This window comes from Serratia sp. LTN-2, assembly GCF_059740205.1.
This window is the reverse complement of record NZ_JCAXDO010000005.1, coordinates 151,214-165,927: the sequence shown is the minus strand read 5'-3', so window position 1 is coordinate 165,927 and position 14,714 is coordinate 151,214. Positions and strand designations below refer to the sequence as shown.

The window sequence follows — 14,714 nt, the reverse complement described above, 5'->3', positions numbered from 1 at the left end:
TATTAATTAATTGAGTAAAGGAGAAAACATGGCCTCTGTGCTTTTGGCGTCTCAAATGGGGATCCGTGTGGCGCGAGAGATGCCAGCTGGCGTCGATTCAATTTCTCACGCTTGGTTGCTTCGAGGCGGTTATCTTTTCCAGCATGCGGCAGGCATTTTTTACTTTTCTCCCCTGTTGTATCGCGTCGAGCAAAAAGTTTCCGCGCTGATTGCCGAAGAGATCACTAAGGAAGGGGGCTGCCAAGTGCGGCTGCCAATTCTTCAGAACGCCGAGCTTTGGAAACAGTCGGGTCGTTGGGACGTGTATCGCCACGAAAAGTTGATGTTCCAGCTGACCGATCGCAAAGAAAGAGAGTTCGGTTTGTCGCCTACGGCGGAGGAAGCGGTGTGCGATATGGCGAAGAAAATGATCGTCTCTTCAGCGCAGCTGCCGCTTATTTTGTTCCAGCAAAATATGAAGTTTCGGGATGAGCTGCGTCCGCGCTCCGGCTTGTTGCGAACCCGTGAATTCATCATGATGGATTCCTATAGTTTCGACATCGATGAAGCGGGGTTGGACGTTTCTTATCAGAAGATGCGTCAAGCGTACCAGGCTATTTTTGAACGGTTAGGACTTAATTACATTACCGTTCAGGCGGACAGCGGCGCGATAGGCGGAGCCAGCTCGGAAGAGTTCATGTCGATCAGCGAAGCGGGCGAAGACACGCTGCTGTTCAATGATACCTATGCAGCCAATTTGGAAAAGGCGACCTCCCTGCCGGCTGAACCGATCCGCGTACCGGAGGCGGAAAAACGCATTGTTGAAGCGAATCATCGCACGCTGGAAGCCGTCTCGGCGGAGTATGGATTTTCTCCGTCATCGACGATGAAAACGGCATTGTATGATATTCACCATGCGGGTAGCAAAGAGCGCGTCGCCGTATTAATGCGTGGTGATGGCGAAGTGAATATTGTCAAACTGGCGAACGCGTTTGGCGGCCTGGAAGCGGTGCTGGTCGATGATGCTGAAATCAATCGCCTCATTGCGGCTAAACCTGCTTTTCTTGGACCGTTCGGTGTGGTCAAGGATCTGAAAATGGTGGCCGACAAAAGTCTTGAGGGGCTGACGTCGTTACTGACCGGAGCCGGGGAGCCAAACAAATTCGCATTGTCTGTCAAGCCGGGCCGAGATTTTCCTTTACCCGAGTACGTTGATATCCGCGAAGCGAAAGTGGGAGAACTGGGGCCGGATGGCCGCCCGCTTAAACAGTGCCGCGGAGTTGAAATCGGACATATTTTCAAACTCGGCGATAAGTACTCCAGGGCGCTTAACGCTGGCGTCAATGACAGCACGCAGACCTTCCGTCCTTTCCAGATGGGGTGCTATGGCATCGGCACTACGCGGGTCATCGCCGCATTGGTCGATCAGAACAGCGATCCGCAAACGGGGCTGATTTGGCCATTGCAGGTTGCGCCGTTCCATGTTCATTTGGTCGCTCTGAAAGCCGTGTTGCAGCCGGAAGCATTGAAACTCGCGGCGTCACTTGCTGAAAAAGGCGTTGAAGTGCTGGTTGACGACCGCAAAGGCTCGGCTGGGGAGCTGCTGAAAGATTCTGATATCCTCGGTCTGCCTTTGCGGATCGTGATCGGCCGTGATTTCTCAGAAGGTAAAGTGGAGTTTCTCAATCGCCTGAATGATGAGCGCACGCTGGTGCAGGTTGATGAGCTACTTGAGAAGGTTCCAACGATAGTATCCGTAGCACTGACGTAACACCTCCCCTCCCTCCCGCAAGGGGCTATCGCCCTTGCGGGGGCTTTCACGTCGGAGGCTATGCTAAGTGATGATTTCGTGCGGGTGACCATCGATCATATCGCGCGCGCCATGGACAACGACGCAGAGCAGCAGCAATTCCTGGCGGCCTGCACCCGCATCCTGCCCCCCTACATCGCCGCCCGTGGGCTGCGCTGGGAATTGCACGTCGACGAAACGCCGTTCTCGCTGTAGATGATAGATGGATTGAAACCGCCGGGGACGGCGGCGGGGAGAGGTGGCGCAAGGAGAACCGGCCTTCGGTGTGGGAGGGAAGTTGATGGGGGAGCGGCGGCTGCAAAACGCTATTCGCCACCGCGAACCGTTATCAGCGCTTAGCCTTTTCGCTTAAAGACCTTCTGCCGCAGCCAGTGTTTGATCTGGCCCCAATACGCTTTGCCCAGCAGGGCGATGGCAATGACAAACAAGGTTTCACCGACCACGACAAGCGTAGAGACAACGACAATCTTGTAGGGGATGTCGAGGAACGGAATGACAGGAAATGCCAGCCAATACAGCAGAACTACGATAAGCATGCCCGCCCCCATCGCTAACATCGTCATGATGACGGGGCGGGAACGTTTGTGGCAGGCATCAATCAGCGCCTCTGTCCGGCTCATGGGTTTATTGAGCACTTCGCCATTCGGGCCGTAATGGCCGCGCCGTGACTCGATCGCATAATCGACCAGCAGTAGAGACAAAAAAATCCACGCCGAAGCGTGGATTTTTCCGTTTCCGGCAGCGGAGAGAAACGCTGCGGGGAAGGGCTTAGACGTTGAACAGGAAGTTCATCACGTCGCCGTCTTTGACGATGTAGTCTTTACCTTCGGAGCGCATTTTGCCGGCTTCTTTGGCGCCTTGCTCACCCTTGTAGGTGATGAAGTCGTCAAAAGCGATGGTTTGCGCGCGGATAAAGCCTTTCTCGAAGTCGGTGTGGATCTTGCCGGCCGCCTGCGGGGCGGTGGCGCCGACCGGGATGGTCCAGGCGCGCACTTCTTTCACGCCGGCGGTGAAGTAGGTCTGCAGGTTCAGCAGCTCGTAACCGGCGCGGATCACGCGGTTTAGGCCCGGCTCTTCCAGGCCCAGCTCGGCCATGAACTCGTCGCGCTCTTCGTCTTCCAGCTCGGCGATGTCGGATTCCACGGCGGCGCACACGGCAACTACCACGGAACCTTCGGCGTCGGCGATTTTACGCACGGTGTCCAGGTACGGGTTGTTCTCGAAGCCGTCTTCGTTGACGTTGGCGATGTACATGGTCGGCTTCAGCGTCAGGAAGCTCAGGTATTTGATCGCCGCTTTGTCTTCCGCAGTCAGATCCAGCGCGCGCAGCATGCCGGCGTTTTCCAGGTGCGGCAGGCATTTCTCCAGCGCCGCCAGCTCGGCCTTGGCGTCTTTGTCGCCGCCTTTGGCTTTCTTCTGCACGCGGTGGATGGCGCGCTCGCAGGTGTCCAGGTCAGACAGCGCCAGCTCGGTGTTGATCACGTCGATATCTTCGGCCGGATCGACCTTGTTGTTGACGTGGATGATGTTGTCGTTCTCGAAGCAGCGCACCACGTGGCCGATGGCTTCGGTTTCGCGGATGTTGGTCAGGAACTGGTTGCCCAGGCCTTCACCTTTAGACGCGCCTTTCACCAGGCCGGCGATGTCAACGAATTCCATGGTGGTTGGCAGAATGCGCTGCGGCTTGACGATCTCGGCCAGCTTATCCAGACGCGGATCGGGCATCGGCACCACACCGGTGTTCGGTTCAATGGTGCAGAACGGGAAGTTGGCTGCTTCAATGCCCGCTTTGGTCAACGCGTTGAACAGGGTGGATTTGCCTACGTTAGGCAGGCCGACGATACCGCATTTGAATCCCATGTTGTAATCACCTTAAATATCTTAACTATCAGTCGGTTAGGTTTAATCGACTGCATAAAGGGCAAAATAATGCCGCCATTATACACGTAATGGGCGTTTATCTCGATCAGACTTGCTTGGCCGGGGCGAACGCAGCGCGGGCGGCCGGTTTTTATTTGAGATTTGGATCACATTTACCCATACTGGCCATTCCGATTAACCGACAGGAAACGCGCCGGATGTATTTCTTGCCTACGCCACCCTGAGTTGTGCCCGCCTGCAGTCTGCCGCCCCTTGCGGCTCTCCATACCCGCTACGCGGGGAGATGATGTCATCTGTCATAAGTGAATAATGCATGTTTAATCTGAGTAACGTCAGGATCGCGGACGTTAAAAATGAAGTCCTGGCGGGCTTTGTGGTGGCGGTTTCGATGATCCCCGAGGCGGTCGGCTTTTCGCTGGTCGCCGGTCTTTCGCCGATCGTCGGTTTGCACACCGCGTTTATTATCGGCCTGGTCACGGCGCTGTTCGGCGGCAAGCCGGGCATGGTCTCCGGTGCCGCCGGCTCCATTGTGGTGGTGCTGATGAGTCTGGCGGCGCAGTACGGCATGGGTTACGTGCTGTGGGCCACGCTGTTCGCCGGGGCGATTCAAATCCTGATCGGCGCCTTCCGGCTGGGCAAGTTCATTCGTCTGGTGCCGCTGCCGGCGATCCACGGCTTCGTCAACGGTCTGGCGATCGTCATCATGTTGGCGCAGCTGAAGATGATCGCCGGGCAGGGGCCGCTGATGTACGGCCTGGTGGCGCTGGCAATTGCGGTGGTGGTGCTGTTCCCGCGCCTGACCAAAGCCATTCCGTCTTCGCTGGCGGCGCTGCTGGTGGTCTCGGCGTTGGCAATCGGTCTCAATCTGCACATGCTGCGGGTGGGCGATCTGGCGGACATTTCCGGCGCGCTGCCGCACTTCAGCCTGCCGACGGCGCCGTTCACCCTGGAGATGGTGCGGGTAGTGCTGCCCTACGCGGTGGTGATCGCCCTGGTCGGTTTGATTGAATCGCTGCTGACCATGACGGTGCTGGATGAAATGGGCGGCAAGAAGGGGAACGGCAACCGCGAGAGCATCGCACAGGGCGCCGGTAACGCGGTATGCGGCCTGTTCGGCTGCTTCGCCGGCTGCGCGATGATCGGCCAGTCGATCATCAACTTCACCTCGGGCGGGCGCGGGCGCATTTCCGGCACGGTGGGCGCCATTCTGTTGATTCTGTTCGTGGTCAGCCTGTCGCGCTATATCGGCCTGTTGCCGGTGGCGGCGCTGGCGGGGGTGATGCTGGTGGTGTGTTACAACACCTTCGAGTGGAGCTCGCTGCGCCGTTTGCGCCGCATGCCGAAAGCCGATGCGCTGGTAATGATCATCGTCACGCTGATCACCATCTTTACCGATCTGGCGGTGGCGGTGATCAGCGGGGTGATTATCTCGGCGCTGGTGTTCGCCTGGCAGCAAGCGCGCATCCGCGTGCGCCAGCGGCAGGTGGCGGGCGACGTGGCGGTGTATCAACTGGATGGCCCGCTGTTCTTCGGCTCCGCCGCCGCTTTCGCCGAGTTGTTCGATCCGCAGAGCGATGCGCAGAATGTGGTGCTGGATTTTGCCGGCACCCGGGTGATGGATTCCAGCGGCGTAGAGGCTATCGATAAGCTGACGGCGCGTTATCTGGCGGCGGGAAAAAGCATCCGCCTGCGCCACCTGAGCGGTGACTGCGTGCGCTTGCTTAAGCGCGCCGGGCCGTTCTGCAGCCATGAGCTGGACGATCCGCAGTATTACGTGGCGGAAGAGGGTTTCACCGCCGACGATCGCCGGGTGGGAGAGGAAACCTTCAACCCGCGCGGCTAAAAGCAGGCAGCGGGCAGGGCGCCCGCTGCGGCAAGGTTCAGGCCTGCGCCTTGAAGCTGTGCAGGCGCTGAACGGTTTTTTCCAGCCCGTCCTTCATCAGCATTTCGGTGCAGCGCAGCGACTCGTCGATCGCTTCGTCAATCATCTTCTGCTCGCTGGCCGGCGGCTTGCCGAGCACGAAGCCCACCACCTTGTTCTTGTCACCCGGATGGCCGATGCCGATGCGCAGGCGATAGAAGTTCGGGTTGTTGCCGAACTTGTTCTGGATGTCCTTCAGGCCGTTGTGGCCGCCGTTGCCACCGCCGAGCTTGATTTTGGCCACGCCGGGCGGCAGATCCAGCTCGTCGTGCGCCACCAGGATCTCGTTCGGTTCGATGCGGTAGAAGTTGGCCATCGCCAGCACCGCTTTGCCGCTCAGGTTCATGAAGGTGGTCGGCACCAGCAGGCGCACGTCGTTGCCTGCCAGGTTCAAGCGGGCGGTGTAGCCGAAGAACTTGCTCTCTTCTTTCAACTGCTGATTGTGGCGCTGGGCCAGCAGATCGACGTACCAGGCGCCGGCGTTGTGGCGCGTCTGGGCGTATTCCGCGCCCGGGTTGGCCAGGCCGACTATCAATTTAATACTGCTCACTGGGAGATTCGCTATGATCAGGGTAATGGAAAGGGCCTTAGTCTACCTGTCGGGGCGGCGAATGACAAAATCCGATCTCCGCCATCGTCTTAGGTAAGAAAGACGAATGATTCATTAGCTGAATAATTCAATTTGTCCGCTAATTTTCAGCGCCGTGTTAAGAAGTGTCAATAATTCTTTACCATTTGTGATCGCCCCCGCAATCCCCTTGCCGCCACAAGGACTATACTTAACTTATCAAAGTGGGTTAACAAGTTGCAGCGTTATCCCGGTTGGCACATGGCAATCATGGAGGTGGCATATGAAACGTAGAAACGCGGACAGAATGGGCAACTTTTTTATGGGGCTGGGGCTGGTCGTGATGATCGGCGGCGTCGGATACTCCATTATTGCTGAAGTATCCCAGTTCGATTTACCGCAATTTTTCGCCCACGGCGCCATCATGAGCATCTTCGTCGGCGCGCTGTTGTGGCTGGTGGGCGCGCGTATCGGCGGCCGCGAGCAGGTGGCGGATCGCTACTGGTGGGTAAAACACTTTGATAAACGGTGCCGTAACGACCAACATCGTTCGTCGCATTGATTAAAAAATCAGAAGGGAAGCGAGAGCAGGGCAAGGGAATATCTGCCGTGCATTAAGGTCTGAGGTCATGTTGGACTACGAGTAGAAAACCCGTTGTTGCGTACGCACCAACGGGTTTTTCTTTTTCTGCTGTCGGGCACGTTATCTTTCCGGCACGGTGGGCGCCGCACCGGAAAGACGACGCATCAATGCTCGAACATCGCAGAGATCGACTCTTCGTTGCTGATGCGGCGGATGGCTTCAGCCAGCATGCCGGACAGGGTCAGAGTGCGAACGTTTTTCAGTGCCTTGATTTCCGGCGACAGCGGAATGGTGTCGCAGACGATCACTTCATCAATCACCGAGTTCTTGATGTTGTCCACGGCGTTGCCGGAGAAGATCGGGTGCGTCGCGTAGGCGAATACGCGCTTGGCACCGCGTTCTTTCAACGCTTCAGCCGCTTTACACAAGGTGCCGCCGGTGTCGATCATGTCGTCGACCAGCACGCAGTCGCGGCCTGCCACGTCACCGATGATGTGCATCACCTGAGAAACGTTCGCGCGCGGGCGGCGTTTGTCGATGATGGCCATGTCGGTGTCGTTCAGCAGTTTGGCGATGGCGCGGGCGCGCACGACGCCGCCGATGTCCGGAGAAACCACGATCGGGTTTTCCAGGTTCTGCTGCAGCATGTCTTCCAACAGGATCGGGCTGCCGAACACGTTGTCTACCGGTACGTCGAAGAAGCCTTGAATCTGCTCAGCATGCAGATCCACCGTCAGAACGCGGTCAACCCCTACGCTGGAGAGGAAATCGGCGACAACCTTGGCGGTGATTGGCACACGCGCGGAACGCACGCGGCGATCCTGGCGGGCATAGCCGAAGTAAGGGATAACGGCGGTAATACGACCTGCGGAGGCGCGACGCAGGGCGTCGACCATCACAACCAGTTCCATCAGGTTGTCGTTGGTCGGGGCACAGGTGGACTGGATGATGAAAATATCACCGCCGCGTACATTTTCGTTGATTTGCACGCTCACTTCGCCGTCGCTAAAACGACCTACAGCGGCGTCACCAAGGCTGGTGTACAAACGGTTGGCAATACGTTGTGCTAGTTCCGGGGTGGCGTTACCAGCAAAAAGCTTCATATCAGGCACGAGAAGAACCTCAGGCTTGCGTCCAGAGAAGATATTGTCATACGACATCGCCAAGGGGCAGTCGGCGACGCCGGCGCAATATACATACGGGTATGTAAAACTAAAATTGAGACCGCAGGCAGCGCAGGGATAACAGGGCCAGGTGTGCATGACCCTGCGCAGCGAAACGTTGAGCTACGACTCAAACCGCCCGGAACGAATGCGATGTAGTGGGGAGACGTTAACGCCGCGCGCTACAAAACCACGCAACCACTCCGGGGCTTGATTTAACACCTGACGGGCGGCGATTTCTGTGTCGAATTCAGCAAACACACAAGCACCTGTGCCAGTCAGGCGTGACGGGGCGTATTCTAACAGCCATGAAAGAAGCTGTTCAACCTCGCGAAAACGTTTTCTTGCGATCGGTTCGCAATCATTTGCGTACGGCGCCTGCAACAGCTCATTTAAGGAGCGAACCGGGGTATCCCTTTTCAATTCGGCGTCGCCGAAGATAACCGGCGTCGGGATGCCGACGCCGGGATGGGCCACCAGATACCATTTTTCCTGCGGTTCGGCCGGCTGCAGGCGCTCGCCGATGCCTTCGGCGAAAGCGGCGTGGCCGCGCACGAACACCGGCACGTCGGCGCCGAGGCTGAGCCCCAGCTCTGCCAGTTGGTCGTCGCCAAGGCCGCAGCGCCACAGTTCGTTGAGCGCCACCAGCACGGTGGCGGCGTTGGAGGAGCCGCCGCCCAAACCGCCGCCCATCGGCAGACGCTTGTCGATGCTGATGTCGGCGCCGCGCGCAGCGGTCTGCAGGCCGCGCTCATCGCAATAGCGCTGCAGCAGGCGGGCGGCGCGCACGATCAGGTTCTGCTCGTCCGGCACGCCGTCGACCGGCGTCAGCAGGTTGATGCGATCGTCCTGGCGCGGGTCAATGGTCAGGGTGTCGCCGTAATCCAAAAACTGGAACAGCGTCTGCAGCAGGTGATAGCCGTCTTCACGACGGCCGGTGATGTACAGAAACAGGTTGAGCTTCGCGGGGGAGGGCCACTGGCGGATCATTTGAGCGTCCAGTTATCCATTTTCAGCTTGATGCGCTGGTCGCCCTGCTGCAGCTCCAGGCGGTTCGGCAGCGTCGGCTGCACCTCGGTGCTGTAGCCCTGGTAATCCACTTTCCACGTCTGGCCGCCCTGCTGGTAGGTCAGCTTGCTCAGACGATATTGGTCATCCAGCGCAAAATCGTTGGCTTCGCCCGGCAGACCGAGCATCCATTGACGCAGGTTGTTCAGCGGGATCGCCATGCCGGTCAGCTTGCGGATCATCTCGTCCGGGTTATCGCTGACGTAGCGTTTGCCCTGGTTATCGGTCAACTGCACCACGTTTTTCTGCACGTTGAGATCCATTTCCGTACTGCCCAGCGGGTTGGTCAGCAACAGGCGGTAGCGCTCCGGCGAGAACTGCTGCCAGAAGAAGCGGGCGTAGACTTTTTTCTGATCAGACAAGTAGGCGAAGGAGCCGCGGGTCTGATAGGTGCTGAGCTGCTGCACCGCCTGCTCATGGGCGCGCCACTGCGGTGAGGTCGGGCTGGTGGCCGGGCCGCTCGGCTTGGTGGTGGTACAGGCGGCCAACACCAGGCTGGCCAGCGGGATCAGACGGAGCAAACTAACTTTGCGTATTGGCATAACTTTCTCTTGTCCTTTTGTCCTTGCGGGCATGCGCGACGAACCCCGGATTCAGCGCTCACGCTAACGGGGCGGCGATGATAGTATAGATGATGACACAATCGTAGGCGTTCTAGCCAATTTTCTCCTTTAATATATGAATATGTCTGATCTCTTTTTGAATGCTTTGGCACTTCAATGAATAACTGTGCAAATGTTGATGTTCTATCCACTGCTGAGGTTGAAAGCCTGAGTTAATTCCGAAAGAGTAGAGTGAATATTAGGAAATACCTTAGTTTTTTTACGTTTCTTTTTTACTTTTTTTAAGATGGTAACGCATTTAAATTGTTGTTTTTATTTTATTTTTGTTTTTTTATAAAAGTCAAGGTGATGATTTAGATAAATTCAAGTTTGTGAATTACAGGCTTTGTGTGGTTGTCTTATTGAGCTCTTGTACTAATATTCCTAATTTAATGGTTGGGGGTCATTTGTGAGGGTTTCAAATAAGGAAACAAAGCTAATTTGTCTTGACTCGGTTAGAGGGTTGGCGAGTTTGGTTGTTGTGCTTTCTCATTTGTCTTTGATTTATTTCGTCTATCTGCATAATTTCTCTGGGGAGAGTATTCCTGAAAGCTTTCCTGTCCAAAAGTTTCTTCATCACTCTATTTTGGGTTTTCTCTACTCTGGAACATCCGCTGTTTTTGTATTTTTTGTTATGAGCGGGATCGTTTTATCACGGGGTATTGAAAAAAGAAATGATGAATACTACTTCATAACATCATTCACCCGGTATTTCAGACTGGCTATACCCGCCACATTTTCGTGTTTGTTGATGTTTGTTGTTTTATTTTTTATTTCTGCTAATGATCAACCCATTCCTGGGGTTTCCGACTGGCTTGAACCATTCTTTATTAAGTATCCATCTTTGATTGATGCCTTTTCGTATGGTGCAGCGGGTGCCTTTATAGGCCCGCCTGTTTGGAGTGGGCACATATATAATCCTGTGTTATGGACTATGAAAATTGAGTTGATTGGTTCATTATTTGTCTATGTCGCCTGTGTGCTTTTCAAAAGAAGTAAATTTTTGTCACTTGCTGTTTTTTTCGTTTTATCAATAGCAATCTTACCGTTTAGTACTCTCATTGCTTTAAGTATGGTTTGTTTCTTTTGCGGGTTTGTTTATTCAGCGTTTGATGTAAATTACAAAAATAATCTGCTGGGTGCTATTTTGGTTATTGTTGGGCTGTATTTGGCTGGGATTCATAACGATAGTGAAAGTTATCGTTGGTTAACCAATGTGGTTAAAGGACGTTCATATCTACTCTTCAATTTTATTTCTGGCATAATGATTGTTTATGGTGTACTCACCAGTAATTTAATTAGCCGGGCTTTGGAGAATAATCTGTTGGTTTATCTGGGGAAACTTTCTTTCCCTATTTATGTCATTCATATTCCTGTGATCATGCTTACAATCTATTTAACTCGTGATTTGGCCACGACGTCTGTTGTCAGCATGTTGACCGTATCAGCTATTTCTCTGCTAAGCACCGTATTGTTAGCGCGGTTTGTGGTGCCGGTAGATGATTTTTCCATCAGCTTCTCGAAGCGCGTGTACAATAAAATCACCGGGCTGCGGATGATCAGGAGAACGGAGTAATTCACGGCGTGCGTCGGGCCGCTCTGCTGAGAGCTCGACAGCCGTCCGGTCGAACGCATTTTCAATCCCGCACAGCGGAGTTTTTAGTTCATAATTTTGCTATGACATGCCGTTTTGTCAACGATTCGTGCGACGTCCTCTTGCGAGCAGTGAACATAAAGCGTCCGTTATTTTTACAACGTTATGAATTTATTAATTTTCATTGATTGATTTCATTGATAGCAACGATTGAACGGAAGATGCGGTTGTTACTTTTATTGATCCCGCGCATCAAGTAGAATGCCGTTCAACGAGAACCCGTACCAACAGAAGTATTACTCGAAGCAATGACCCTGCTGGCGTTAGGTATAAATCACAAAACCGCTCCGGTTTCTCTGCGTGAAAGGGTGACCTTCTCGCCAGAGTCCATCGATGAGGCGCTGACCAGCTTGCTCCAACAACCGTTGGTGCAGGGCGGCGTCGTGTTGTCCACCTGCAACCGCACCGAGCTGTATCTCAGCGTGGAGCAGCAGGAACACATGCACGAGCAACTGGTCGCCTGGCTGTGCGCCTACCACAACCTGCGCCCGGAAGAGGTGAAGAAAAGCCTGTACTGGCATCAGGGCAACGACGCGGTCAGCCATCTGATGCGGGTGGCCAGCGGGTTGGACTCGCTGGTGCTGGGCGAACCGCAGATCCTCGGCCAGGTGAAAAAGGCCTTCGCCGAGTCGCAACGCGGCCAGTCGCTGTCCGGCGAGCTGGAGCGCCTGTTCCAGAAATCCTTCTCCGTCGCCAAGCGCGTGCGCACCGAAACCGAAATCGGCGCCAGCGCAGTTTCCGTTGCTTTCGCCGCCTGTACGCTGGCGCGGCAGATTTTCGAATCGCTGGCCGATCTCAACGTCTTGCTGGTGGGCGCCGGTGAAACCATCGAGCTGGTGGCGCGCCACCTGCGCGAACACAAAGTGCGGCACATGATCATCGCCAACCGCACCCGCGAGCGCGCGCAGCTGCTGGCGGACGAAGTTGGCGCGGAAGTGATCACCCTGCCGGAGATCGACGAACGCCTGGCGGACGCCGACATCATCATCAGTTCCACCGCCAGCCCGCTGCCGATCATCGGCAAGGGGATGGTGGAGCGCGCGCTGAAGGCGCGCCGCAACCAGCCGATGCTGCTGGTGGATATCGCCGTACCGCGCGATATCGAGCCGGAGGTCGGCAAGCTGGCCAACGCTTATCTGTACAGCGTGGACGATCTGCACGCCATCATTCAAAGCAACCTGGCGCAGCGCAAAGCGGCGGCGGTGCAGGCGGAGTCGATCGTGCAGCAGGAAAGCATCAACTTTATGGCCTGGCTGCGTTCGCAGGGCGCGGTGGAAACCATCCGCGACTACCGCTCGCAGGCCGACCAGATCCGCGCAGAAATGGAGGCCAAAGCGCTGGCCGCCATCGCGCAGGGCGCTAACGTGGAGCAGGTTATTCACGAGCTGGCCCATAAACTGACCAACCGTCTTATTCATGCCCCCACCAAATCCCTCCAGCAGGCCGCCGGCGACGGCGACGTGGAGCGGTTGCAGTTATTACGCGACAGCCTCGGGCTGGATCAGCATTAGTTTTCTCTATTAACAGGGTTTATTACCACGCATGAAGCCTTCTATTGTTGCCAAACTGGAAGCGTTACAAGAGCGCCATGAAGAAGTGCAGGCGCTGCTCGGCGATGCCGGCGTCATCGCCGATCAAGACCGGTTCCGCGCGCTGTCGCGAGAATACGCGCAGCTGACCGACGTCAGCCGCTGCTTCCTGGAATGGCGTCAGGTGCAGGAGGATCTGGAGACGGCGGAAATGATGCTGGACGATCCGGAGATGCGCGAGATGGCGCAGGAAGAGCTGAAACAGGCGCGGGCGACCAGCGAAGAGCTGGAACAGCAGCTGCAGGTGTTGCTGCTGCCGAAAGATCCGGATGATGAGCGCAGCTGCTTCCTTGAAGTGCGCGCCGGTACCGGCGGCGATGAGGCGGCGATCTTCGCCGGCGATCTGTTCCGCATGTATAGCCGTTACGCCGAAGGCCGCCGCTGGCGCGTCGAGGTGATGAGCGCCAACGAAGGCGAGCATGGCGGCTTCAAAGAAGTGATCGCCAAAGTTTCCGGCGACGGCGTGTACGGCCAGCTGAAGTTTGAATCCGGCGGCCATCGCGTGCAGCGCGTGCCGGAAACCGAATCCCAGGGGCGCATCCACACCTCCGCCTGCACCGTAGCGGTGATGCCGGAAGTGCCGGAGGCCGAGCTGCCGGACATCAACCCGGGCGATCTGAAAATCGACACCTTCCGCTCCTCCGGCGCCGGCGGCCAGCACGTTAACACCACCGACTCGGCGATCCGCATTACCCACCTGCCGACTGGCATCGTGGTGGAGTGTCAGGACGAACGTTCACAGCACAAAAACAAAGCCAAGGCGATGTCGGTGCTGGGCGCGCGCATTCGCGCCGCCGAGATGGCCAAGCGCCAGCAGGCCGAGGCGTCCACTCGCCGCAACCTGCTGGGCAGCGGCGATCGTTCCGATCGCAACCGCACCTACAACTTCCCGCAGGGGCGGGTGACCGACCACCGCATCAACCTGACGCTTTACCGCCTGGACGAAGTGATGGAAGGCAAACTGGACATGCTGATCCAGCCGATCGTGCAGGAGTATCAGGCCGATCAGCTGGCTGCGCTGTCCGCCGAGCAAGAGTGATGGATTATCAACACTGGCTGCAAGCCGCCGCCGCGCGTTTGACCCACAGCGACAGCGCCCGGCGCGACGCGGAAATCCTGTTGGGTTTCGTGACCGGCAAGGCCAGAACCTTCCTGATGGCGTTCGGTGAAACCTTGCTGACGCCGCCGCAGCAACAGCAGTTGGAAACGCTGCTGGCGCGCCGCGAACGCGGTGAGCCGGTGGCCTATCTGGTGGGCGAGCGCGAGTTTTGGTCGCTGCCGCTGTCGGTCTCGCCCGCAACGTTGATCCCGCGCCCGGATACCGAATGCCTGGTGGAGCTGGCGCTGGCGCGCCTGCCGCCGCAACCCTGTCATTTCCTCGATCTCGGCACCGGCACCGGCGCCATTGCGCTGGCGCTGGCCAGCGAGCGCCCGGATTGTTCGGCAGTCGGCGTCGATGTGCAGCCGGATGCGGTTGCGCTGGCGCAGCACAACGCGCACAAGCTGAAGATCGATAACGTCCGGTTCTTGCAGGGCAGCTGGTTTACGCCCGTCGCGGGGCAACGCTTCGCGCTGATCGCCAGCAATCCGCCCTATATCGACGCCGCCGATCCGCATTTGTCGCAGGGCGACGTGCGCTTCGAGCCGGGCAGTGCGCTGGTCGCCGCCGAGCATGGCTTGGCGGATCTGGCCGCCATCGTGCGCCAGGCGCCGCACTATCTGCAGCCGCAGGGCTGGCTGCTGTTGGAACATGGCTGGCAGCAGGGTGAGAGCGTGCGCATGCTGCTGCAGACTGCCGGATTTTCCGCTGTCGCCACCCACCGTGATTACGGCGACAACGACCGTGTGACGCTCGGCCAATGGCCGGGATAAGCGCCTCTGATAATAACGACGCCC

General features: G+C 56.9%; 14 protein-coding genes. 8 read left to right on the top strand and 6 right to left on the bottom strand.

The features are described from left to right. The first annotated feature begins 28 nt into the window (after window positions 1-28). Together AC6BYQ_RS12700 and AC6BYQ_RS12695 are read left to right on the top strand one after the other, a co-directional pair. Window positions 29-1,750 carry a proline--tRNA ligase gene (locus AC6BYQ_RS12700; RefSeq protein ID WP_498056956.1) on the top strand — a complete coding sequence of 574 codons (1,722 nt, stop codon included), beginning with the start codon at window positions 29-31 and terminating at the stop codon, window positions 1,748-1,750. 60 nt (window positions 1,751-1,810) lie between these two features. Further along, window positions 1,811-1,984: a tautomerase family protein gene (locus AC6BYQ_RS12695; protein ID WP_498056955.1), complete on the top strand. Its 174-nt coding sequence runs from the start codon at window positions 1,811-1,813 to the stop codon at window positions 1,982-1,984. A 140-nt stretch (window positions 1,985-2,124) separates the two neighbouring features. Here AC6BYQ_RS12695 and AC6BYQ_RS12690 read toward each other — a convergent pair whose 3' ends face one another. Both AC6BYQ_RS12690 and ychF read right to left on the bottom strand, forming a co-directional pair. Next, complete coding sequence (locus AC6BYQ_RS12690) at window positions 2,125-2,490, bottom strand: transporter suffix domain-containing protein (protein WP_498056954.1); 366 nt, start codon at window positions 2,488-2,490, stop codon at window positions 2,125-2,127. A gap of 67 nt (window positions 2,491-2,557) precedes the next feature. Beyond that, window positions 2,558-3,649, bottom strand: coding sequence for a redox-regulated ATPase YchF (gene ychF, locus AC6BYQ_RS12685; protein WP_004941048.1), 1,092 nt, complete (start codon window positions 3,647-3,649; stop codon window positions 2,558-2,560). A 334-nt stretch (window positions 3,650-3,983) separates the two neighbouring features. Between ychF and AC6BYQ_RS12680 the strand changes: the two genes are divergently transcribed. Next, on the top strand, window positions 3,984-5,513 hold the full coding sequence (locus AC6BYQ_RS12680) for a SulP family inorganic anion transporter (protein ID WP_498056953.1): 1,530 nt from the start codon (window positions 3,984-3,986) through the stop codon (window positions 5,511-5,513). A 37-nt stretch (window positions 5,514-5,550) separates the two neighbouring features. On the opposite strand, the gene pth is transcribed toward AC6BYQ_RS12680, so the two are convergent. Further along, window positions 5,551-6,141, bottom strand: a complete 591-nt coding sequence (pth, locus tag AC6BYQ_RS12675) for an aminoacyl-tRNA hydrolase (RefSeq protein WP_004941053.1) — start codon at window positions 6,139-6,141, stop codon at window positions 5,551-5,553. 301 nt (window positions 6,142-6,442) lie between these two features. On the opposite strand from pth, the gene ychH reads away from it, so the two are divergent. Further along, window positions 6,443-6,721 carry a stress-induced protein YchH gene (gene ychH, locus AC6BYQ_RS12670; RefSeq protein WP_025160276.1) on the top strand — a complete coding sequence of 93 codons (279 nt, stop codon included), beginning with the start codon at window positions 6,443-6,445 and terminating at the stop codon, window positions 6,719-6,721. A 185-nt stretch (window positions 6,722-6,906) separates the two neighbouring features. Here ychH and prs read toward each other — a convergent pair whose 3' ends face one another. From prs to lolB, 3 genes are all read right to left on the bottom strand, one after another. Further along, the gene (gene prs, locus AC6BYQ_RS12665) at window positions 6,907-7,854 is read right to left on the bottom strand and encodes a ribose-phosphate diphosphokinase (RefSeq protein WP_004941061.1); all 948 of its coding nucleotides are present in this window, start codon (window positions 7,852-7,854) and stop codon (window positions 6,907-6,909) included. A gap of 174 nt (window positions 7,855-8,028) precedes the next feature. Then, window positions 8,029-8,895, bottom strand: coding sequence for a 4-(cytidine 5'-diphospho)-2-C-methyl-D-erythritol kinase (gene ispE, locus AC6BYQ_RS12660; RefSeq protein WP_198636523.1), 867 nt, complete (start codon window positions 8,893-8,895; stop codon window positions 8,029-8,031). After that, window positions 8,892-9,515 (bottom strand): lipoprotein insertase outer membrane protein LolB, encoded by a 624-nt coding sequence (gene lolB, locus AC6BYQ_RS12655; RefSeq protein WP_025160275.1) that lies wholly within the window; start codon window positions 9,513-9,515, stop codon window positions 8,892-8,894. Before lolB ends, ispE begins: the two co-directional genes overlap by 4 nt. Before the next feature lie 469 nt (window positions 9,516-9,984). Here lolB and AC6BYQ_RS12650 point away from each other — a divergent pair, with 469 nt between their 5' ends. The 4 genes from AC6BYQ_RS12650 (at window position 9,985) to prmC (ending at window position 14,690) form a co-directional block, all read left to right on the top strand. After that, window positions 9,985-11,151, top strand: coding sequence for an acyltransferase family protein (locus AC6BYQ_RS12650; RefSeq protein WP_498056952.1), 1,167 nt, complete (start codon window positions 9,985-9,987; stop codon window positions 11,149-11,151). A gap of 326 nt (window positions 11,152-11,477) precedes the next feature. Next, on the top strand, window positions 11,478-12,740 hold the full coding sequence (gene hemA, locus AC6BYQ_RS12645) for a glutamyl-tRNA reductase (protein WP_025302494.1): 1,263 nt from the start codon (window positions 11,478-11,480) through the stop codon (window positions 12,738-12,740). A 31-nt stretch (window positions 12,741-12,771) separates the two neighbouring features. Further along, the gene (gene prfA, locus AC6BYQ_RS12640) at window positions 12,772-13,857 is read left to right on the top strand and encodes a peptide chain release factor 1 (protein WP_498056951.1); all 1,086 of its coding nucleotides are present in this window, start codon (window positions 12,772-12,774) and stop codon (window positions 13,855-13,857) included. After that, window positions 13,857-14,690 (top strand): peptide chain release factor N(5)-glutamine methyltransferase, encoded by an 834-nt coding sequence (prmC, locus tag AC6BYQ_RS12635; protein WP_498056950.1) that lies wholly within the window; start codon window positions 13,857-13,859, stop codon window positions 14,688-14,690. Before prfA ends, prmC begins: the two co-directional genes overlap by 1 nt. Window positions 14,691-14,714 lie beyond the last annotated feature (24 nt).

What these genes read in the sequence shown, in the direction of transcription:
- ispE (WP_198636523.1), bottom strand. Translation starts at nt 8,895, where the DNA reads ATGATCCGCCAGTGGCCCTCCCCCGCGAAGCTCAACCTGTTTCTGTAC.
- AC6BYQ_RS12680 (WP_498056953.1), top strand. Translation starts at nt 3,984, where the DNA reads ATGTTTAATCTGAGTAACGTCAGGATCGCGGACGTTAAAAATGAAGTC.
- AC6BYQ_RS12700 (WP_498056956.1), top strand. Translation starts at nt 29, where the DNA reads ATGGCCTCTGTGCTTTTGGCGTCTCAAATGGGGATCCGTGTGGCGCGA.
- AC6BYQ_RS12695 (WP_498056955.1), top strand. Translation starts at nt 1,811, where the DNA reads ATGCTAAGTGATGATTTCGTGCGGGTGACCATCGATCATATCGCGCGC.
- ychF (WP_004941048.1), bottom strand. Translation starts at nt 3,649, where the DNA reads ATGGGATTCAAATGCGGTATCGTCGGCCTGCCTAACGTAGGCAAATCC.
- lolB (WP_025160275.1), bottom strand. Translation starts at nt 9,515, where the DNA reads ATGCCAATACGCAAAGTTAGTTTGCTCCGTCTGATCCCGCTGGCCAGC.
- prmC (WP_498056950.1), top strand. Translation starts at nt 13,857, where the DNA reads ATGGATTATCAACACTGGCTGCAAGCCGCCGCCGCGCGTTTGACCCAC.
- prfA (WP_498056951.1), top strand. Translation starts at nt 12,772, where the DNA reads ATGAAGCCTTCTATTGTTGCCAAACTGGAAGCGTTACAAGAGCGCCAT.
- hemA (WP_025302494.1), top strand. Translation starts at nt 11,478, where the DNA reads ATGACCCTGCTGGCGTTAGGTATAAATCACAAAACCGCTCCGGTTTCT.
- ychH (WP_025160276.1), top strand. Translation starts at nt 6,443, where the DNA reads ATGAAACGTAGAAACGCGGACAGAATGGGCAACTTTTTTATGGGGCTG.